Source organism: Pontibacter vulgaris (assembly GCF_022758145.1).
GTDB classification, from domain to species: domain Bacteria; phylum Bacteroidota; class Bacteroidia; order Cytophagales; family Hymenobacteraceae; genus Pontibacter; species Pontibacter vulgaris.
In genome coordinates this window covers 543534-565681 of the sequence record NZ_JAJVDH010000003.1, presented here as the reverse complement: position 1 = coordinate 565681, position 22148 = coordinate 543534, and the positions used below count along the sequence as shown (strand labels likewise).

The following is a 22148-nucleotide window of genomic DNA, read 5'->3' as shown; positions in this document are numbered from 1 at the left end:
GCAAACTTAACACTTTTTGGGCTTAAACCGGCAAACGGTTGCCATGCAGATGACCAGATTTGGAAATTATTTCAAAAATTACAGGATGGTTTTTGCTTTAACTAACCCGCATTTAGGAATTGGATATTTGCAATGTAGTGGGTTCTGATTTGTTTAGCGCATTTTTTACAAAAAGAACTTTGGGCTACGTTTCGGCGGAGGTATTATGTATGCGGTATTTAAAAAAAGGGTTTACCAACTGGCAACTCACAACTAATATTATGACTGACAATTTGAGTTTAATGATCTATATCGAGGCTATGCATACTAGCGTATACTTGTTTAAACCACATTAACTTGTAGAGTGTGTCAGGGTATTTTTTTATACTTTCTGTGGCCTGTATTTTTCCGTTTTTTATTTCCAGGCGTTGTGGCAAACCATTATGGATATATTCTATGTAGGCATCCTGGGTTGTATTTGCAATAGTGCGCGAAAACTCAAAATATACCATCATTTTTTTAGACGGACCTGCGTAGGTTTTCAGCTCTTCCAGGTTTGTACTTTTTATTTGCACCAGGTCTTTCTGAAAGTCAAAGACCTGCAGCGATGCAGGTATAAACAGGTGGTTTGTATAGCCTCCTTCGGTGCGCAGGTTGGTAAACATGTTAAAGCTTGTATTGGTCTTTAAACCGAGGTAAGGCAGCATTCCGTTCAGTACTAATAGCGCCGGAAAAAGGATATGTAGCTTAAATGGCAGGCGAAATGCATGGGCCTCCGGGGTCATTTTATAATAGCGGGTGGCAAATAACAAACTCATAAACAGGAACAACCACCAAACTATGATCAGGCTGTAAACCGAATAATAAAGACCTGTTTTGCCATATAAAGTGTTCCAATTATAAATAAGGTAACCGAGCACTGAAATGATTGCCAGCAAGGCAATTACTATCAGTTTTATAGTTATGGTTTTAGGAGAGGTTAGTTTGCACCAGATGTTTGTAGTTATTTCTGAAAGGGCGGCAGGCAACTCTTTTGGGGTAAAAAAGAAAAACAAAGTATAAAGCATACCCGAGAAACTGGTAAAGCCACGATGCATCGGGTTAAAGCTGATAAAGATATGAAATATCATGGCCAGGAAAATCCCATGAAGCCGCGTACTCCTGAAGCAAAGTAGAACAGCTATAGCTGTTTCTGTAATAACAGTACCCCAAACTGAAACATATTTTATGGTATCGGTAAGGGGCAGAAACTGTATATGCTGCTTAATATCTTTTAGCAGGTGTATACTCTGGCTGATTGTAATATCGAAAAAGCCCGAGTTTAATTTATGGAATACGGCAAAAAAGTAAAGTATAACGATACTTATCCGGGCCACCGGAGCAAATGAGTCAAAAAGCTTGTTTCTGAATTCTGTGCTGGTTAATTGGTCTTTTAATCTGTTTCTAAAAGCTTCAGGGGCGATTATACTTACTATGCATCCTAAAATAAAGAGCTGCAAAGCTGCTTCAAACATAATGTGGTTTTGCAAGAATGGCATTCCATCTATGGCATGTAGTATACTTACCGCCAGCATAAACAAAAAAAGATAAACCGATTTAGGCCTAAGTATTACAGCTACTGCAGCAAGAGCAAGCAGAATTGAAAGTACACCTTCCTGACCTGAAACTATTCTTCTATAAAATGGCCATGGATGTATAAGAGCAGTTACGGCCCACATAAAGCTTAAAATAGACAAGCGATCTAACCGAAATAGAAGAGGTTGCTGCATAAAACGTAATTATAATTAATCATATACATGATATAAATATATAGATCTTATACAGTATAATAATAAATTAGTTTGGATTTCGCTTATTATATTTATAACTATATATATTTGAGTAGGCGTTGTTTATATGTTCAGCTGCAGGCTGATTGAAGCAAAACTTTAAATATTGAATTGATATTGGAGCTCTAGATGAGTATTTGAAGTATAATTGATGAGCTTATAAAAACAAAAGCCCTTCTAAAGAGAAGGACTTGAGGAAACTTAAAATGAAGTATAAACTTTACAGGTGCGCTACCTCTTTGGGGTAACACACATAATATTTTTCTACCTTGTTGCTAAGTGCTTGTATGTTAGGCAGGTCAGAGGCATCTGATACGTTTATGACATAACCTGATTTAGTCAGTACATCAATAGACTCGCCAATGGCATCATAAGCGTTGTTGCTGATTTTGCCTGAGATCATCAGGTACTCTACATCTTCGGGTTTAATTTTGAAGTGTTCCTGTACCAGCTCACTCAGGCCAAGTATGATATCTTCCTCTATTGGTTTGTTTGATATGATAACCTTAAATAGGCGTCGGTTAAGTATACTTTTGGATAAGAATGAAAGTATAGGATCCGGGTGTGCTGCCCATTCTTTAATGCCGCTCCAGATATCGTGGTCGTCGAGCGATACAAAGCGCTCCAGGATGCTGTTATCCGCCTCAAAATCGTGAAGGGTCAGGTTTGAGGAAAGGAAAAACTTGAGGCAGGTGCTTGCCGGTACTTCCATACCTTGCTGCAGTAACTGGCGTGTGCGTTGCACTGTTCTCAATACCATATTTTCGGCACTGATCACCGTTTTATGCAAGTATACCTGCCAGTACATCAGGCGGCGGCTCACCAGGAAGTTTTCTATACTATAAATGGCCTTTTCCTCTACTACCAACTTGTCGTTGGCAACATCCAACATTTTTATAATACGGTCAGCACCGATCTTGCCTTCGTATACTCCGGTATAAAAGCTATCCCGGTTCAGGTAATCCAGGCGGTCTACATCGAGTTGGCTCGATACCAACTGATGGAAAAAGTTACGTTCGTAAGTGCCTTTAAATATCTGAATTGCCAGATCCAGCTTTCCACCAAATTCTTTGTTAAGCAACTGCATAATGTGCAGCGAGAGATGCTCGTGGTGTACTTCCTTAAAAATGGCTGTCTCCAGCGCATGCGAGAAAGGGCCGTGGCCAATATCGTGCAACAGAATAGCGATAAGTGAGGCTTCGAATTCCTTATCATTAATTTCGTTATCTTTACTCCTGAGTGTGCTTAAGGCCGTGTTCATCAGGTGCATAGCCCCGAGCGCATGATGAAAGCGCGTGTGCAAAGCTCCGGGATAAACCATCTCCGTAAGGCCAAGCTGCTTAATACGGCGAAGACGCTGAAAGTAAGGATGGTCGATGATATCGAAGATAAGCTCAGACGGAACGGTAATAAAACCGTAAACGGGATCGTTAAAGATTTTTTTCTTGTTCAAATAAATATAGGTTTAGTTAAGCGAACCGTTCATTGGCAAAGTGAGTAAAGTAGGGCAGGGCTTTATCCTGTAGCTACCGCCAAACTATAGCCGTTACCCAATGCTACACTGATAACTGACTACGCAAATCAAAGATAAAATTATGCAAAGATATACTATTTTGTGGGCCGATGACGAAATTGACCTGCTCAAGCCACACATTCTTTTCCTGGAAGATAAGGGGTACGATATAACTCCGGTAAACAGCGGCACCGATGCCATTGATAAAGTACAGGAACAGCCTTATGATATTGTTTTCCTGGATGAAAACATGCCCGGCATCAGCGGCCTCGAAACCCTGAACGAGATAAAGACTATACGCCCGACCGTACCTGTGATCATGATCACGAAAAGCGAGGAAGAGCACATTATGGAGGAGGCCATCGGTTCTAAAATTACAGACTACCTGATAAAGCCACTGAACCCTAACCAGATTTTGCTGTCGGTTAAAAAAGCGCTGGAGAATAAGCGCCTTGTTTCAGAGCGCACTAACCTGAGTTACCAACGCGATTTCAGGCAGCTGGGTATGGCATTTGGCGAGCGCCTGAGCCCGAACGAATGGTCCGATATCTACAAAAAGCTGGTTTACTGGGAGCTGGAGATCGACGAGACCGAGAACAAAAGTATGGCTGATGTGATAAACATGCAGAAGGATGAGGCCAACTCCAACTTCGCGCGCTTTATCATGGATAACTATGAAGACTGGATCAACAATGAATCGGATGATGCGCCGCTGATGTCGCACCAGATCTTTAAAGAACGGGTTTTCCCGATGATGAAGGAATCTGACCGGCCGGTATACTTTGTGCTGATCGACAACCTGCGCTACGACCAGTGGAAAGTGCTGGAGCCGCTTATTTCGGATTATTTTACCGTAGACTCGGAAGAGATGTATTATTCTATACTTCCTACCACTACAGCCTATGCCCGTAATGCGATTTTCTCCGGTATGCTGCCTTCCGATATCGCTAAAAAATATCCGAACCTGTGGGTGAGTGATGATGAAGAAGAAGGCAAAAACCTCAACGAGCCCGATTTCCTGGATATTCAGTTTCAGCAGAACCGCGTAACCGATAAGCACAGCTACCATAAAATTACAAACGTGGCTGCCGGAAAAGATCTGCTCGGTAAGTTCAGCAACCTGGATAATAACAAGCTGAACGTGATCGTGTATAACTTCGTGGATATGCTTTCGCATGCCCGCACCGACAGTAACATGGTGCGCGAACTGGCACCTGACGAATCGGCTTACCGTTCTATAACCAAATCGTGGTTCCTGCACTCGCCGCTGTTCGATACTCTGAAAATGATTGCTGAGAAAAAAGGCCGCCTGATTATTACTACCGACCATGGTACCATTCGGGTTAAAAAGCCTTTCAAGATTATCGGAGACCGCCAAACCAATACAAACCTGCGCTACAAGCATGGTAAAAACCTGGGCTACACTGATAAAGATGTATTTACGGTGCGCAAGCCAGAGCGATTTTTCTTGCCAAAAGCCAATGTTTCTACTACGTTTGTATTCGCGATTGAAGATTACTTCTTCGCTTATCCGAACAACTATAACTACTACGTGAATTATTACAAAGATACTTTTCAGCACGGAGGCGTGTCGTTAGAAGAAGTAATAATTCCGTTTATCACACTGTCGCCGAAGAATGTATAATACCGGAGTAGAAAAGGCTCAAATAAAGATGTCGTCGTTGGCTGATTTGCCTGCGGCGGCTTCTTTGCTTATAACGTATTTCCAGGATGAGCCCGTTATACTTTTTGAAGGCCCCATGGGAGCCGGTAAAACAACCCTTATAAAAGAAGTTTGCTGCCAGTTAGGTGTTGCAGAAAATGTAAGTAGCCCTACTTTTGCGCTTGTAAATGAATACGAAGCCACAGGCACTGGGAAACTTATTTACCATTTTGATTTTTATAGGATCAAAGATGAGCGTGAAGCGCTTGAAATCGGGGCGTTGGAATATTTTGAATCGGGTAATATTTGCCTGATCGAATGGCCGTCGCTGATACCGAACTTATTGCCGGAACATTATCTGCTAATTTCGCTTGAGCCTGATGCTGATAGCGAGGAGCGTACTATGATCATTAACAAAGTATAAAATGACGGAGAGATTCGCCGTAGAGTTAGGAAAGTTGGCAACGAGCCAGGCTTTGTATCCCAAAGAGTCGATGCTGGCTGTGGAAGATCGCCGTAAAAACCTGTTTATTGGCATACCGAAAGAATCGTCTTTCCAGGAAAACCGCATTGGCCTTACGCCTGATGCCGTAAAACAGCTGACAGATCAGGGGCATGATATCTGGATCGAAGCCGGTGCCGGAAGTCCTTCCAAGTACTCTGACCACGAATTTTCAGAGGCTGGCGCAAAAGTGGTTTACTCTATAGATGAAGTATACCAGGCCAATATCATACTGAAAGTAGCGCCTCCAACTTACGACGAAATTGAATACCTGCGCCCCGGCCAGACACTAATCTCCGCTCTTCACTTCGGCAATCTTACCTCAGATTACATTAATGCGCTGCTCCGAAAAAAAATCAATGCTATTTCTTTTGAGCTGATCCGCGATAAATCAGAATCTAAACCTGTGGTTCGTGCCATGAGTGAAATTGCCGGAAGTACGGTGATGCTGATTGCGGCAGAATACCTGAGCAGCAGCAACGATGGCAAAGGGGTTATACTTGGCGGAATTACAGGTGTGCCACCATCCAAGGTAGTTATACTTGGTGCCGGCACTGTAGCCGAATATGCTGCCCGCGCTGCCTTAGGACTTGGGGCTGAAGTAAAAGTTTTTGATAACCATATTTACAAACTTCGCCGCCTGAAGCACAACATTGGCTCGCAGATATTTACTTCTACGCTCGATAAAACAGTGCTTTACAACGAGATAAAGCAGGCAGATGTGGTTATTGGGGCACTTGTTGCCGAAGAAGGTAAAATTACCTGCATGGTAGAAGAAAGCGTAATTGCGCAAATGGACCCAGGCTCCGTAATTATTGATGTTTGCATAGACCAGGGTGGTTGTTTCGAAACATCAGAACTTACCTCGCATAGCCGCCCTATTTACCGCAAGTATGATATCATACATTATTGCGTACCAAACATCGCTTCGCGTGTGCCCAGAACGGCGACTAATGCACTCAGCAATATATTTACACCAATTTTTTCTGAAATCTCAAAGTATGGCGGCATAAACGAAGTGCTGTTTACTAATGAGCATTACCGTAGCGGCGTCTATATTTACAGAGGTAGCTTAACCAACGCGCACATTGCCAAGAAATTCGGAATGCGTTATAAGGAGCTTGGGCTGATGATTGCAGTAAGAAATTAGACGGTAGACAATAGACAATAGATTTTAGAAGCTATACCTCCATAAAGTATAAAACCCGCCTTAGCGGGTTTTATACTTTAGAGGATAATTTGAGCTTAATATACCTTGTCCGTGCATACCTCAAGTTTTGCGATAGCTTAACATGTGAGTTGCTTTATCAGCAAATTTTCAACTTGTACAAGTTACACACCTCCTCAAACACACAGTCACTGATTACAGCTGCACTCAAATTTGCAGCATTTATACTTTGTAGAGTATAGGTTCCGACTATTTATACCTGCCCACTTAACAAAAGTACTTTCCAGGCTGCCTGTACCTGGTTATCTTCCAAAAGCTTTTTGCCCAGTAATTCCAACTCATGCTTTAGTTTAGGAGTATCCGCTTTATACTTGTTTAATGTATAGTCTACCATAGGTTCTGATTTATATGTTTCCACATCTTCTTCAGATGGAATTACTTCAGTATTACCAAGCCTTCCTAAATTGTTCCCGGTAAGTATAGAACTGTTGCGGATATGATCTGGGAGCGCATCTACCCCGATTCCTTTGTTTAAAACTGGCTTTGGAAGCTCGAAAATGCAGTCGCCGTTTGCGCGCAGGTAATAATCGCCACCCATACGAGCCACAGCATCTAATTTAAAAGGGCTGATCTTACCATGTTCATCCAGGACCTGCTCACTTACATGCATCAGCAAAACCTCGCAAATTACGAGGTTGCCGGCGCCTCCTTCTGGCCCTAAGCTAATTACTTCATTCACGCGGCATTCAAAAGCCACAGGAGCTTCCTTAACTCGCGGCGGTTGTACAAACTGGCTGGCTTCTGGGGTAAGGCCAGATTTTATAAATTCATTTATACCTTCTGCATATTCCGTGCTGGCCAAGGATAATTGCTCCACAATATCAAAATTGGCAATATTGATTACTACCTCTTTTGTTTTGATCACATTCTCCAACGTGTGTTTGCTTGTGTTGTCGCGTACACGCCGGGCAGGTGAAAAAACAAGTATGGGAGGCTTGGCACTGAACACGTTAAAGAAACTGAACGGGCTCAGGTTTACGTTGCCTTCACCATCGGTAGTGCTGGCAAAAGCAATCGGCCTGGGCGCAATAGCGCCTAATAATAAAGCATGAAACTCGGCAGTTTTAACTTCTTTCGGGTTTATTGATTTCATCTTTTGATGTTGGATACTTTAAGGTATACCTGGTCGTTAGTAAGTGAGGCTCTGAGAAAACAGTAGCTTCAACCAGTAAAAAGCCTTGCAATATACTATAATGTCATAAAATGTATGGCAGTCTTGGGCGACTAACAGTTTATGTTTAAATATGCAATACCGAAGATATACCACTATAATTGACTACAGGTAGTAGTACTTATATAAAATAACAATACTTTATATAAGTATGATTTTTAATCTGATAGCTCCAATAAGAGTATACAATGTGTCTAAATACAAATCTGTAGCACTTAATGCTCCTTACTTTTTAAATAAAATATTTCACGCTGAAACTTTCAGCTGATTTTTTGCCTTATCATACTCATTGTGCTCTATAACCATTTAAATATTTTTATAGTTTAATGTGTAATAAATTGTAATTTATTTATTTTTGAGTTGAATTAGAGCTTGCAGCTAAATTGGCTTTATTTGTAGATTGAATTGCTGTAATGGGTGTTAAATTGTTGATTTAAAAGTGTTTGAGATAAGTTTTTTGTTTTTTTAACATTTTATAAATGCTTTTAGCAAACATTTTGCCTAATTTTGAAAAATGTTTGCAGTACGAGATATCCAAGATGGCGTCTCAGGTTTCTAGCAGAAATTAGAAATATATGCAGACTTTGATCCACGAATTCTAAACATGAAGATTAAACTTTTATACTTTCTTGGTTTTCTTTTTCTTGTGTCTTGCGGTCCAACCAGAAACCTTGCTTATTTCAGCGATTTAAAGGAACAGGCAGCTTTTTCTGATACACTTAACAGCACTCAGACAAGAATTCAACCAGATGATCTTCTGAGTATTACGATCAGTAGCCTGAATCCTGAGTCTAATGCATTGTTTAACCGAGGAGTACTTACACCAACCGGAAGCAATCTGAACCCCACAGCCAGTACAACAAACGAAGGCTACCTGGTAGATGAAAATGGCTTCATAGATTTTCCGATTGTTGGAAAATTAAAACTTGGTGGCCTGACCAAAGCAGAAGCAAAAAACAAGATTATTGCTGAGCTTAAAGATTATCTGAAAGATCCGATCGTAAATGTTCGTTTCCTGAATTTTAAAGTAACAGTAATCGGCGAAGTCAATAAACCTTCTACTTTTACTATCCCTAACGATAAGATAAACATACTGGAAGCGCTCGGCCTGGCAGGTGACATGACAGCTTTTGGCAGACGCGAGAATGTTTTGATCATCAGGGAAAAAGAAGGTGTTAAAAATACAGTTAGGGTTAATCTTAATAGCAAAGACTTACTAAGTTCCCCATACTTTAACCTGCAGCAGAATGATATCGTGTACGTGGAACCTGATAAAGCCAAGGCAATACAAGCAACTGTAAATCCAAGGAACACTACAATTATAGCAGCAACTATGTCTGCAATAGCAATTATACTTTCGAGAATTCTTTAATCAATACCTGTAGGCATGGCCGAGCAAGACGTTTTTCAGCTAGAGTCTGAGCAAATAGATATTAAAGGCATTTTGTACAAGTACCTGCGCTACTGGTATTTGTTTGCTTTAGCCGTGGTATTGTGCCTGGGTATTGCCTTCCTGTACCTGCGCTATACAACACCGCAATACAAGGTAAGCATGACCTTACTAATCAAAGATGACAAAAAGGGACCATCTTTATCTGAGGCTGCTGTTTTTGAAGACCTGGAGATTTTTCAAACAGGTAAAAACATTGACAACGAAATAGAGGTGCTGAAGGCAAAGAGCCTGATGCATCGTGTTTTTAATGAGCTTTCGCTGCACACCAGTTATTATGTGGATGGCAGAATCAAGCGTACGGAAGTTTTTGGCCAGTCTGCGCCTATTAAAGTTATCATCAGCAAGCTCGATTCGGCTGCCTTTGACAAAACAGTTACGGTACACCTGAAAGGCAATAACAACTTTGAGCTTGAAGAAGACGGCCATACTACAACAAGGCACCAGTTCGGCCAGCAGATACAGAAGCCTTATGCTACCTTTACGGTTGTAGCCGGGGCTGCAAGTGCGACCGAAGGCCGTGAAGTGACGGTGAAATTCCATGATACACGTAAACTTTCGGAGGATTTTAATCAAAAATTAATAGTAGTTCCTGTTAATAAAAATGCTAGCGTGCTTAGCCTGAGTTTGTTAGATCCTGTTCCGGCAAAAGGAGAGGCTATATTGAATAAACTTATCGAAGTTTATAACACAGAAGAAGTAGAAGATAAAAACCTGATAGCGGCAAGCACTATAAAATTTATAGATGAGCGTATGGGTTACCTGACTACCGAGCTTTCTGATGTGGAAAAAGATGTAGAAAAGTATAAGCGCCAGAACAACGTAACAGATGTAAAGTCGGAGGCAAGCTTATACCTGCAGAAGGCCGGCGATTATAATAAACAGCTGGCTGATCTTGGTATACGCATCAGTGTGCTGGAGTCTATAGAAAACTACCTCTCCAGGAGAAACGGCCAGTTCGACTTGGTGCCTAGCACACTGAACATCGAAGACCCCACCTTATTAAGTTTGATCTCTAAATTCAATGAACTGCAACTGGAGCGCCAACGCCTGTTGAGAACAACGCAGCTTAATAACCCGCTTGTGCAGAATATTAACGAGCAACTTACCAACCTGCGTGCCAATGTGCTGGAGAACCTGCGCAACATTAAAGGCGGATTGGTTATTACGCGTAATAACCTACAAAGAAGCTCAGAACAGTTTGAGTCTAAGATCAACGAGGTGCCTTCCATTGAAAAGGAACTGGTTGAAATTGCGCGTCAGCAAAGTATAAAGGAGGGCTTGTACCTGTACCTGCTGCAGAAAAGAGAAGAATCAGCGCTATCGCTGGCGGCTACAGTTTCCAACTCACGCGTAATTGATGCCGCCACAGCAGGCGATTTCCCGGTAGAGCCTAAAAAGCAATTAATATACCTGCTGGCATTATTAGTAGGGTTAGGAGTGCCTTTTGCTGGTATATATGTAAAAGACCTGCTGAACGATAAGGTACAGCAATACAAAGATGTAGAGAGCACTACTAAAACACCTGTTTTGGGTGAAATTTACCATAGTGATTCTGATAATACCCTGGTCGTAACAGAAGATAGCAGAAGCCCTGTAGCCGAGATGTTCCGCCTTATCCGCACAAACATTCAGTTTGCAACGGCTGGCAAAAGCAATAAAGTAATCCTGGTTACCTCCAGCATCAGTGGTGAGGGCAAAACTTTCTTTACTATTAACTTTGGCGCAAGCCTGGCGCTTACCGATAAGAAGGTGGTTATACTAGGTTTCGACTTCCGAAAGCCACGCCTGATCCGCAGCCTTGGCCTGACAAACGATGTTGGTATTACGAATTACTTAGTATCAGATGCCCTCTCTATAGAGGATGTGGTAAAGCCTACTGAAATTTCGCCGAACCTGTTTGTGATCGGTTCCGGCCCAGTACCGCCTAACCCGGCCGAACTGATGCTGAGTGAGCGGGTAGAGCAACTGCTGGAAGAACTGAAGTCCAAATTTGATTATGTGTTAATCGATACTTCGCCGGTAGGGCAGGTAGCCGATGCCTTTAACCTGGCACCGTTTATTGATTCCAGCATCTACATTATCCGCTACAATTACACCTATAAGAACCATGTAGCTATTATTGATGATATCTATAAGCAGAAAAAGCTGAAACACCCGATGGTAGTACTGAATGATGCTAAGAAAGAAAACAACTACGGTTATGGCTACGGTTATGGCTACGGTTATGGCTACGGTGATGTAGAAAATAATACCACAAAGTCCTGGAACAAAAAGATTAGAAGTAAAGTAGGAATAGGTGTTTAGAACTTTTTTAATTTTAGATTAGACGTAAACAAGTTAATAATAATCATATGTCAGGTATAGCTACAGTAGAGAACGCTAAAATTGCAGTAATCGGTTTAGGCTATGTGGGGCTACCACTCGCAGTTGAGTTTGCCAAAAAATTTAAAACCTTTGGCTTCGATATTAACAAAGCAAGGGTTGAGGAACTGAATAATGGGCTGGATCATACCCTGGAAGTATCGGAAGATCTGCTGAAAAGCGTGATCACAGAGGACTGCACTACAAATAAAGGCTTGTATTGCACAACGGAACTGGAGAAAATACAGGGATGCAATTTCTTTATTATTACAGTACCTACCCCTGTAGATAAACATAATCGCCCTGACCTGACGCCACTTTACAAAGCCAGCGAAACTGTAGGCAAAGTCTTGAAATGCGGCGACATTGTGGTATATGAATCTACTGTTTATCCGGGCGTAACAGAAGATGAATGCGTGCCTGTGCTGGAGCGCGTTTCTGGATTAAAGTTTAATGAAGACTTCTTTGCCGGTTATTCCCCTGAGCGCATTAATCCGGGCGATAAAGAACACACCGTTGCCAAGATCCTGAAAATAACTTCCGGCTCAACGCCAGAGGCTGCTGAAAAGGTAGATCAGTTATATAGATCTGTTATTGTAGCCGGCACGCACAAAGCGACTTCTATAAAGGTGGCAGAGGCTGCCAAGGTAATCGAGAATGCACAGCGCGATATTAATATTGCTTTTGTAAATGAGCTGGCAAAGATCTTTAACCGCCTGGATATAGATACAGATGAGGTATTACAGGCAGCAGGCACCAAATGGAACTTCCTGAAGTTTAAACCTGGTCTGGTTGGTGGACACTGTATTGGCGTGGACCCTTACTACCTGGCACAGAAAGCGCAGGAAGTAGGCTATCATCCAGAGATTATCCTGGCTGGTCGCCGCCTGAACGATGGCATGGGCGAATATGTGGCACATGAAGTGATCAAACTAATGGTGAAAAAGGATATACCGGTAAAAGGAGCCAACATCCTGGTGCTGGGCGTTACCTTCAAAGAAAACTGCCCGGATGTGCGCAACACTAAAGTTGTAGATATCCTGCAAACGCTGAAAGGTTATGATACCAACATCACGATTTACGACCCATGGGCTGAACCTGCCGAAGTGAAGCATGAGTATGGTTGGGACTCGGTAAAAGAGCTAAACGGCACTAGCAACTGCGATGCTGTTATACTTGCAGTATCTCATGATGAGTTCAAAGATCTTGATCTAAGCAAGCTCTGCAAAGAAAATGCCGTGATCTACGATGTAAAAGGCGTACTTCCAAAAGAACTAGCTGACGCAAGGCTATAATTAATCATAAAGATGTAATAATTGTCATTTCGAATGTAGTGAGAAATCTGAAAATCAAATTACAGCTCCCAGATTTCTCATTACATTCGAAATGACACCAGAATAAATTCCCCTCCTTAGACAAGGAGGGGTTAGGGGTGGTTTGAATACCACCCATTCATTATTCCTAATTCATCATTCATAATTCTCCCCGAAGTGTACGAAACCCAATATCATTCCGAAGACCTTAGCCAATTTAGATTCTTAGTTACTGGCGGCGCCGGTTTTATAGGTTCTAATATAGTAGAGTACCTGCTTAAATATGGTGCAGGCAAAGTACGAGTACTGGACAATTTTGCGACTGGCTCACATGCAAACATAGAGGAGTTTAAATCTAACCCTGCTTTCGAATTAATAGAAGGTGATATTCGAGACCTGGAGACTTGCAGGAAGGCATTGGAGGGAATAGATTATGTAAGTCACCAGGCAGCTCTTGGTTCTGTGCCTCGTTCTATCAATGATCCTATAACCAGCAACGATGTAAACGTAAGTGGTTTCCTGAACATGTTAGTGGCAGCCCGCGATGCAGGAGTGAAACGACTGGTATACGCTGCCAGCTCCAGCACCTACGGCGATCATCCGGGTTTACCTAAGGTAGAAGATAAAATTGGAAGGCCACTTTCTCCTTATGCTATCACCAAGTATGTTAATGAGTTATATGGTGATGTATTCTCTAGAACTTACGACTTTCATACTATAGGACTTCGTTACTTTAATGTGTTCGGTCCAAAGCAAAATCCTAAAGGGCCATATGCTGCTGTAATTCCTTTGTTTATTGAATCAGCTTTGAAAGGTGAAGCTCCTTTCATAAATGGAGATGGTGAGACTAGTCGCGATTTCACTTTTGTGGAAAATGCTGTTCAGGCTAATATTAAGGCAATATTAGCTGTAAATATAACACAGCATGAAGTAGTGAATATTGCTTTTGGGGAAAGGACAACTTTAAATATGCTGTGGAGTAGGGTAAATGAAGTTGGTGGTATCAATTTAAAGCCTCAATATAGAGAAGAGCGGAAAGGCGATGTAAAGCATAGTTTAGCAGATGTTACAAAAGCGCAAATGTTATTTGGGTATGTCCCGCAATTCGATATCAACAAAGGTTTAAAATTGACATATACTTTCTACAAAGGAATCTAGTACAACAAAAACTGTTAAGATTTGATTTTTGCATTAAAAAATAAACTCATTGATAAAATTAGCTATGGTTATGCGTTTATTGGTAATACTATATACTCTTTATGTCAATATGGTATCCTTTTAATATTAATTAAAACTTATTCAGAGGATGATGTTGGTGCTTTTATTTACGCACTTGCTTTTGTGACGCCAATCTTTGCTGCATTAGATATGCAGTTAAGATACTTTTATATCACTGATAAAAATGGAAAACAAAGATTTAATCAATATCTGACATTTAGAACTTTAACTAATATTGTTGGGATAATAATAGTTGTTATTTTAATTCTAGTTGCTAAAAGGGAAATATATAATATTATAATAGTTGTCGCTTTTTCCAAAGTAATTGAATCACAAATTGATTTAGTACACGGAGTTTATCATAAAGAAAGTAGACAAGACTTGATAGCTATTTCAAAACTTTTTAGAGGAATATCAAGCATTGTAGTTGTTCTAATTTGCTCAATATTTATCAAAAATATAACTGGGATTTTAATTGTATATCTATTAGTCTGGTGTCTCTTTTATATTATTTATGAACGCAAATTGCTAATTAAAAGAAATTTTGTTGCTAAAATTTCTTTTACAAGCTTATCAAAAAATGATTGGCGAAGCTTTTTGATTCTTGGTGGGCCTGTTTTTTTTACATTACTACTAAATAATTATTATTTTAATTATCCTAGATTGTTTATTGAAAAAAAAATAGGGTTAAGTGAGTTAAGCATATTCGGAGCATTGATGTATATTAAAAATATCGGAGGACAAGTTGTTTCTTCGGTTGCTCAGGTACAAATAGTTAGTTTAGCTAATAGCTATATTAATGAAAGATATAAGGAATTTGTTTTAAAAGTATTTCGATTAGTGGTTTTTGGATTTAGTGCTGGACTTATTTTGTTAATCCCATTCTTGTTTTGGGGAGACACAATATTGAAGGTTATCTATACAGAAACATATTCAAAATATAATGATATTTTAATTTTAATATTAATTGGAACTGCATTTTCATTTTCCTATAATTTAATAGGTACTGCAATTACTAGCATGAGAATTGATTGGGTTAAATTACCAATTCATATTATAGGTTTCGCGACTTTATTTCTACTTCTCTGGATAAATGGACATGAGACAATAAATTTGAGCAAAATATGCTATGTCATAATCACTAACGAAATACTTATGCTAGTGATGTACTTAACAGTAATTATTTATAAGTTATATAAGGAAAGTAAAAGCAAATAACCTTTTTAAATTTATTAAGATTAATGGATTTATTTCAAGCTTAATTGATAAGTTTAAAATAAGTTAAAATTTCAAAGTATGTGTGGAATATATCTAACTAATATACCTTTTGAAAAATCAAAAGTTATCGAGAAATTAAATTTAATTGAATATAGAGGGCCTGATAACCTAGGCTATGAAAAGATTAATAAAATTAGTCTTGGGCATTTAAGATTATCAATATTAGACTTAGACACTAGATCAAATCAACCATATCGATATAAAAATCTAAGTATTGTCTTTAATGGGGAGATATATAATTTTAAGGATATTAGGAATGAATTATCTGAAATTGGATATCAATTTGAAACAGAAAGTGATACAGAAGTTTTGATAATAGGTTACCAGGAATGGGGAAAGCAAATCCTTGCTAAGTTAAATGGAATGTTTGCTTTTGCTATCTATGATATAGAAAAACACAAGATTTTTGCAGCAAGAGATAGGGTAGGTGTAAAGCCATTTTATTATTACTGGAAAGACGGTGAATTTGAGATTTGTAGTCAATTAGGTCCATTAATAAGTAAAAATAGTAAAGTTTCTGACGAAGCTGTATCTATCTATTTAGATTGCGGATATGTACCAAGTCCATTTTCAATATTAAAGGACGTATACAAGTTGTCTCCTGGAAACTATATGGAAATAGATATAGAATCTAAGAGCTTCAATATAATAGAATATTGGAATCTTAAGAAAGTTGAGCATAAAAATTCAATTTCTTATGAAGAAGCAAAGAGAGAGTTACATGAGCTTTTAAAAGATGCTGTGAAAATTAGGATGCAATCTGATGTGCCAATTGGAGCTTTTTTGTCAGGTGGTATTGATTCAGCATTGGTTGCCAGTCTCGCTAGCAAGTTATCTGATAATCCAATTCAAACATATACAATTGGGTTTGAAGATAAAAATTATGATGAAAGTAAAGTTGCAGAAGAATATAGCAAAATAATTGGTAGTAGACATACAAAAACGAAGTGTAGACCGAATGAAATATTAGAGCTTCTTCCAAAATTTTTTCAAGTGTTTGATGAGCCTTTTGCGGATTCGTCTGCTCTTCCAACTCTTTTATTAAACTCAGTTACGAAAGAAAATGTTACTGTAGCTTTATCAGGTGATGGTGGAGACGAAAGCTTTTTAGGCTATATTCATTTTGATTTAATAAATAAATTTGAAAAAATTCAGTTTGTGCCTCATTTGTTAAGGAGGTTTTTGGCGAGGATCCCATGGTACAAAATTTTTGGAGGCAGACCAGAGACTATTAGTGAAATATTAAGCTCAAAGAATAGTGATGAACTTGCATATAAAATATTCACTGGTTTTAGCAGTGTTCATAAGAATAAAAATAATAGTTGGCTTAAATATTATGAACAATATAAAAAATTGTCCCATAGTCCAAAGCAAAGAGCTGCTGACCTAAATATAAAATTATGGTTAGAAAATGATAGCAATGTAAAGGTTGATCGTGGTAGCATGGCTTATTCAGTAGAAGTTAGGAGCCCATTTTTAGATTATAGAATAATAGAATTTGCTAGAAGCTTACCAATAAATTATAGATATAACAAAGGATCAAAGAAAAAAATACTTAAAGATATATTGAAGGAGTACATACCTCAAGATGTTTTCAATCAACCCAAAAAGGGATTTGCAATACCTTTAGGTAAATGGATAAGAGAAGATTTAAGAGACGATGTATTAAAAGAGTTAAATGATAAGTTCCTTAGAACAGTTTCAAATCTTGATATAGAAAAGTTCAAGGAACAATTAAATAAACATTTACTAGGTAAAAATGATTATTCTATAAATATATGGCGATTGTACGTTTTGGCCAAGTGGTATAAAAAAGTTAATATAAATGATTTGGCAAAGGGTAATTAATTTATATAGAAAAATTCTGTGGACAGACGAACAATATGCTAGGCATATTGGTGTAAAAATTGGAGATAAATGTTCTATAGCCACTCGGTACTTTGGATCAGAACCTTATTTAATTGAAATTGGTAACCATGTGCAGATAACTAGTGATGTACGATTTTTTACACATGGTGGTGGATGGGTATTTAGAGAAGAACATCCCTCTTTCGATTGCTTTGGGAAAATCAAAGTTGGTAACAATGTTTACATTGGTAACTGTTCAATGATTATGCCCGGTGTAAGTATTGGGGATAATGTTGTAATTGGGGCGGGTACAATTGTTACAAGAAGTATTGAAAACAATTGTGTTGTTGTCGGTAATCCTGGTAGGGTAGTAGGAGAAGTAAAAGATTTAAAGAGAAAGCTTTCTAAATTCAATACTGGAACAAAGATGATGGGATATGTAGAAAAGCGGAATTATCTATTGGCTTTACAAGATAAGCAATTTATGAAGAAATAAAAATTGTAAAGAAAATAATGCAAAATAAATTATATCTTTTTAATAAATATTTGCTTTTAGTTATATCACTTATAGTAGTACTATATTTAACCCCCGGAAGGAATGAAGTTTTTAATGAAGAAAAAGTAGGATTTTTATCAATTATTTGTGTTGTTAATGTTTTCTGGTTTTTCTATACAACTAGAAAATACTATAAAACGTGGGTAAGATTTGATGTTTTATTTTTAATCGGCTTTCTAATTGTTCATTTCCAAATTCCGTTTCTAGCAAGCTTAGGTATAGAGCCTGAAAAACCTAGCTTTATTTGGGTTAATAAACATGTAGTTAATTTTGCGACATGGTTAAGTTCGATTTTGTTGTTGCTTTGGTTGATAGGATATAATCTTTTTTTAAGAAGATTTAATATAATAATAAAAAGTAAAGACTTTTATGTTAAGACAAAAGCAATAGATGCGATGCTTTGGGTTTTAATGATATTTTTTATAGGTTTAGTTGGGAAGGATTTTTTAAGTGGCAGCTATTCTGGAACAGAAAATTGGGGTGCAGGGGCGACTTATATTTTTTTATTTTTAAGAATTATTTTATATCTAAGGATTATATACTTTTTTATAAACAGCAAAGGAATTAAACTCAATAAACAAAATATAGTAAGTATCTTATTTTATAACAAAACGTTGCTTATCCTATTATTTGTTTATTGTTTAATGTTTTTAAAAGCAGGCGATCGAGGCCCATTAATGGAATTAGTACTTTTGATATTAGGTGGTTATTCAATTTATCAAAAACATGTATCATTTGGCTTTCTCATCTCATTGATCTTGATAGGGTCAATTTTATTTACAATCATTCGAGAAGGTAGAACACGAGACGCTTCTCAGAGAAGTACAAATATACTCTCTGAAGGATTTAAAAATTTGCAAGACAATGAAAAGGATTTCAATCCCACAGATGAATTAGCATCTAGTGTAAGAATTCTCTATTCAGCTTTAGATATTGTGCCTGAAAAGCATCCTTATTTAAATGGTGCAACTATAGTTTCTGACCTTGTAGGGGTTGTCCCGTTTGGTAGTAGTGCTTATATATCTTTAACAAATTTGCCAATAATATATCTTTCATCATCTTATTTCTTCACTATACAAAGTCAAGGGGTCTTCTTTCAGTATGGTGAAGGCTCAGAAATTATTGCTGACTTGTATATAAATGTGGGGATAGTTGGCACAGCTTTTATAATGATTGTTTTTGGATATTTTATTTCCTTTTTAACGTTTAATGCTTTATACAACAAGAAACATAGGGTGGTTGTAGTATATTTAATTTTAATTACAGTTGCACTCTATCTAAATAGATCAAATATTTTAACTCCTTTGAAAGCCATTGTTTGGACTCTCGTGATTGATAGTTTTATAATAAAGCGGTTCAGTATAAAATATGAGTAAAGTTAAAAAGTTTGCTTTTTTTGTTACTGCCCTTGATGCAGGTGGTATAGAAAATTATCTATTGAGATTTTTAAGATTTACCGGAGGAGAGTATCAAGCATATGTGATTTGTAAAGGTGGAAGAATAGGTGAACTCAAGCAACAATATGCTGCGTTAGAAAATGTTAACGTCATTATCTTGCCTGTTGGATTTTATAATATACTTAGCTGGAAAACTCTTTATCTTTTTTTTAAGCGCGAACAATTTGATGCAGTTTGTGATTTCACAGGTAATTTTGCAGGGTTAACTCTACTTATTGCTAGAGTTGCTGCTGTTAAAAACAGAATAGTCTTTTACAGAGGTTCTCAAAATCATTTTAAAGAAACAACTTTAAGGCTAATTTATAACAAACTTATGAATTGGCTTGTTATCAAAAGTGCTACGAAGATTCTTTCAAACTCTAAATCTGCTTTACATTTCTTCTTTCCTTCCCTTTATAATTTTGAAAAACATAAATTTAAAGTAATATATAATGGTATAGATGCTTCTAGCTTTATTTTGAGTGTAGATAAAAGTATTATTAGAGAGGAAATAGGGATACCTAAGAAAGCTTTTGTTGTTGGTCATACAGGGCGAGTCAATAGTGCTAAAAATCATTCAACAATTCTTCAAGTAGCTGAAAAAGTTTGCAATGAAAATAATAATATTTATTTTATACTTTGTGGTAAGAATACAGAAAGGCTAATTAATAAAAATGTTGCTTCGGATTCAATACTAAGACATAGGGTTTTATTGCTTGGTTATAGAGCTGATATAAATAGAGTTCTTAAAAGTTTTGATATATTTTTCTTCCCTTCCATTACAGAAGGTCAGCCTAATTCTTTAATAGAAGCTCTTATAACAGGACTACCAATCATTGCATCTAATATTGAGCCTATAAAAGAGACCGTTCCAGAAGAGTTGCACAGACAGTTGTTAGACACTAATGATGTAGAAGGTTATAGTCGCCAAATTTTGGAAGCATATCACCTATCAAGTAATTCTACTATAGATAACCTCTCAGCATGGGCCATTAATAAATATAATCCAAATAAGTTGTTTAATGAGTTTTTAGATGAGTTATGTAGAGAACGCAAATAGAATAACAGGACGACAGAAGTTCAAAAAAAATATATTTTTGATTAATCTGTTAGTGGCTGGATTCAAAACATTGCCAAAAGCATTACATGTATTTATATGGGATTTAGTTAGTCCTTTCTCTCAATTGCCCTTTGTAGGATTGAGGTATATTTTGTTAAAATGTTTAATAAAAAAATGTGGAGATAATGTACGAGTAGGTAAAAATGTAAATTTTATTTACTGGGAATTTATAGAAATAGGTGACAATGTGAGTATACATCCAAACTGTTATATAGATGGTGCAGGTGGAATCAAAATTGGGAATGATGTTTCCATAGCACATAATACATCTATATTATCTGCTGATCATAATTGGAGTGATTACACTTTACCTATCAAGTATAATAGTGTAACTACTAAAAGTGTATTTATCAATAATGATGTTTGGATAGCATGTGGGTGCAGAATTTTAGGTGGAGTCAATATTAACTCAAGAGCTATTGTCGCAGCTGGTGCAGTCGTAAATAGAGATGTAAGGTCTAACGCAATTTTTGGTGGAGTGCCTGCCCGATTAATAAAAGAAATATGAAGTTATTATTTATACATGATCATCCGTTCTTTCAAGAACTTGACAAAGTATATAGTGGGGGGGGACTTCCTAGTAAGGTTTGGTTAAACTATTTAAAGTATTTTAGGAAAGTCCATGTCTTTGCGCGAAGAAGTGGAAATAAGAAAGATAAGAAAGTGATTTCCAATCTTGATGATAATTCAGTAGTATTTGAATTAACAGAAAGATATTCTTCAACATTAAGCCTTTTTATTAACTTCAGAAGATTGTATAAACAAATCAATCTGCAGGTTCAGAAGGCTGATGTGATTTTAATAAGACTGCCAAGTGTTTTAAGCTTCATAGCAGGCTTTATATGTATAAAGATCAATAAACCATTCATTGTTGAGCAAGTTGGAAATGCAAAAGAAGCAATGGTTACACACGGCTCATTGAAAGGAAAAATTATCAGCTCAATTTTTGAATTTATTAATAGGTGGATAGTTAGTAGAGCTAGTTACGTGTCTTATGTTACACAGAAAAAGCTACAGATAGATTATCCAACTAATGGTGTTAATGCATCAATTTCAGATGTTGTCATAACAAGAACATTTGAATATAATGATATTGTCAAAGAACGCTTCTTGCAGCAAAAAGTAAAGATTGGGTTAATAGGTGGGTTTGATGCAAAATATAAAGGTCAAGATGTACTGTTAAAAGCAATATCACTTATTGACAAATCTGCGAGAGACCAAATAGAGTTATATTTTGTAGGCAAGGGAGATCATGCTTGGATAATTGATTTGGCAAATAAATTAAAGTTATCATCAAATATAAAATTTATAGGTCCTAAAGAGTCTGGGAAAGAAATTTTTGATTTTTTATCAACCCTTAGTTTATATGTACAACCATCATTAACTGAGGGAATGCCAAGAGCTTTATTAGAAGCAATGAGTGTTGGGTGTCCTGTATTGGGATCTAAAGTCGGCGGTATACCCGATATAGTTGATGATGAATTTTTACATGATGCAAAAGACTTCAGGAGATTATCGGAACAAATCAATAGAGTCATTTGTGATAGGGAAATACTATACAGACAATCTCTTAGAAGTATTGAATTGATAAGACCATTTCAAAAGGAAAAATTAGATGAGAAGAGAGATAATTTTTACCAATCTATTCTTAAAGATCTAAGTCTTAAATTAGCTTAACTT

The 22148-nt window shown here is 37.5% G+C and carries 17 protein-coding genes; 14 read left to right on the top strand and 3 right to left on the bottom strand.

The genetic code is table 11. The annotated features are described in order from the left end of the window. Window positions 1–278 precede the first annotated feature (278 nt). Window positions 279–1748 (bottom strand): HTTM domain-containing protein, encoded by a 1470-nt coding sequence (locus LWP20_RS07730; RefSeq protein ID WP_242927549.1) that lies wholly within the window; start codon window positions 1746–1748, stop codon window positions 279–281. 280 nt (window positions 1749–2028) lie between these two features. Then, window positions 2029–3261: an HD domain-containing protein gene (locus LWP20_RS07725; RefSeq protein ID WP_242927548.1), complete on the bottom strand. Its 1233-nt coding sequence runs from the start codon at window positions 3259–3261 to the stop codon at window positions 2029–2031. A gap of 142 nt (window positions 3262–3403) precedes the next feature. On the opposite strand from LWP20_RS07725, the gene porX reads away from it, so the two are divergent. The 3 genes from porX to LWP20_RS07710 are packed head-to-tail and all read left to right on the top strand — an operon-like array spanning window position 3404 to window position 6636. Continuing rightward, the gene (gene porX / locus LWP20_RS07720; RefSeq protein WP_242927547.1) at window positions 3404–4966 is read left to right on the top strand and encodes a T9SS response regulator signal transducer PorX; all 1563 of its coding nucleotides are present in this window, start codon (window positions 3404–3406) and stop codon (window positions 4964–4966) included. After that, window positions 4959–5408 carry a tRNA (adenosine(37)-N6)-threonylcarbamoyltransferase complex ATPase subunit type 1 TsaE gene (gene tsaE / locus LWP20_RS07715; RefSeq protein WP_242927546.1) on the top strand — a complete coding sequence of 150 codons (450 nt, stop codon included), beginning with the start codon at window positions 4959–4961 and terminating at the stop codon, window positions 5406–5408. Before porX ends, tsaE begins: the two co-directional genes overlap by 8 nt. A 1-nt stretch (window position 5409) precedes the next feature. Continuing rightward, window positions 5410–6636 carry an alanine dehydrogenase gene (locus tag LWP20_RS07710; RefSeq protein WP_242927545.1) on the top strand — a complete coding sequence of 409 codons (1227 nt, stop codon included), beginning with the start codon at window positions 5410–5412 and terminating at the stop codon, window positions 6634–6636. Window positions 6637–6907: 271 nt separating this feature from the next. On the opposite strand, the gene LWP20_RS07705 is transcribed toward LWP20_RS07710, so the two are convergent. Further along, entirely contained in the window at window positions 6908–7807 is a 900-nt protein-coding gene (locus LWP20_RS07705; RefSeq protein WP_242927544.1) for a flavin reductase family protein, read from the bottom strand. Between the two features lie 682 nt (window positions 7808–8489). On the opposite strand from LWP20_RS07705, the gene LWP20_RS07700 reads away from it, so the two are divergent. The 11 genes from LWP20_RS07700 to LWP20_RS07650 all read left to right on the top strand — a co-directional run bounded on the left by LWP20_RS07700 (window position 8490) and on the right by LWP20_RS07650 (window position 22145). Beyond that, entirely contained in the window at window positions 8490–9257 is a 768-nt protein-coding gene (locus tag LWP20_RS07700; protein WP_242927543.1) for a polysaccharide biosynthesis/export family protein, read from the top strand. Window positions 9258–9272: 15 nt separating this feature from the next. After that, the gene (locus LWP20_RS07695) at window positions 9273–11642 is read left to right on the top strand and encodes a GumC family protein (RefSeq protein ID WP_242927542.1); all 2370 of its coding nucleotides are present in this window, start codon (window positions 9273–9275) and stop codon (window positions 11640–11642) included. A gap of 47 nt (window positions 11643–11689) precedes the next feature. Further along, complete coding sequence (gene tviB, locus LWP20_RS07690; protein WP_262914553.1) at window positions 11690–12994, top strand: Vi polysaccharide biosynthesis UDP-N-acetylglucosamine C-6 dehydrogenase TviB; 1305 nt, start codon at window positions 11690–11692, stop codon at window positions 12992–12994. A gap of 195 nt (window positions 12995–13189) precedes the next feature. After that, entirely contained in the window at window positions 13190–14170 is a 981-nt protein-coding gene (locus tag LWP20_RS07685; RefSeq protein ID WP_242927541.1) for an SDR family oxidoreductase, read from the top strand. A 21-nt stretch (window positions 14171–14191) separates the two neighbouring features. Beyond that, complete coding sequence (locus tag LWP20_RS07680) at window positions 14192–15448, top strand: lipopolysaccharide biosynthesis protein (RefSeq protein ID WP_242927540.1); 1257 nt, start codon at window positions 14192–14194, stop codon at window positions 15446–15448. A 78-nt stretch (window positions 15449–15526) separates the two neighbouring features. Then, the gene (asnB, locus tag LWP20_RS07675) at window positions 15527–17356 is read left to right on the top strand and encodes an asparagine synthase (glutamine-hydrolyzing) (RefSeq protein WP_242927539.1); all 1830 of its coding nucleotides are present in this window, start codon (window positions 15527–15529) and stop codon (window positions 17354–17356) included. Continuing rightward, a complete protein-coding gene (locus LWP20_RS07670) occupies window positions 17334–17852 on the top strand; it encodes an acyltransferase (protein ID WP_242927538.1) in 519 nt (172 codons plus the stop codon). The genes asnB and LWP20_RS07670 overlap by 23 nt, the downstream gene beginning before the upstream one ends. A gap of 17 nt (window positions 17853–17869) precedes the next feature. After that, on the top strand, window positions 17870–19288 hold the full coding sequence (locus LWP20_RS07665; protein ID WP_242927537.1) for a hypothetical protein: 1419 nt from the start codon (window positions 17870–17872) through the stop codon (window positions 19286–19288). Next, window positions 19281–20408: a glycosyltransferase gene (locus tag LWP20_RS07660; RefSeq protein ID WP_242927536.1), complete on the top strand. Its 1128-nt coding sequence runs from the start codon at window positions 19281–19283 to the stop codon at window positions 20406–20408. Before LWP20_RS07665 ends, LWP20_RS07660 begins: the two co-directional genes overlap by 8 nt. Further along, complete coding sequence (locus LWP20_RS07655; protein ID WP_242927535.1) at window positions 20383–20976, top strand: acyltransferase; 594 nt, start codon at window positions 20383–20385, stop codon at window positions 20974–20976. The genes LWP20_RS07660 and LWP20_RS07655 overlap by 26 nt, the downstream gene beginning before the upstream one ends. Then, the gene (locus LWP20_RS07650) at window positions 20973–22145 is read left to right on the top strand and encodes a glycosyltransferase (protein ID WP_242927534.1); all 1173 of its coding nucleotides are present in this window, start codon (window positions 20973–20975) and stop codon (window positions 22143–22145) included. The genes LWP20_RS07655 and LWP20_RS07650 overlap by 4 nt, the downstream gene beginning before the upstream one ends. Window positions 22146–22148 lie beyond the last annotated feature (3 nt).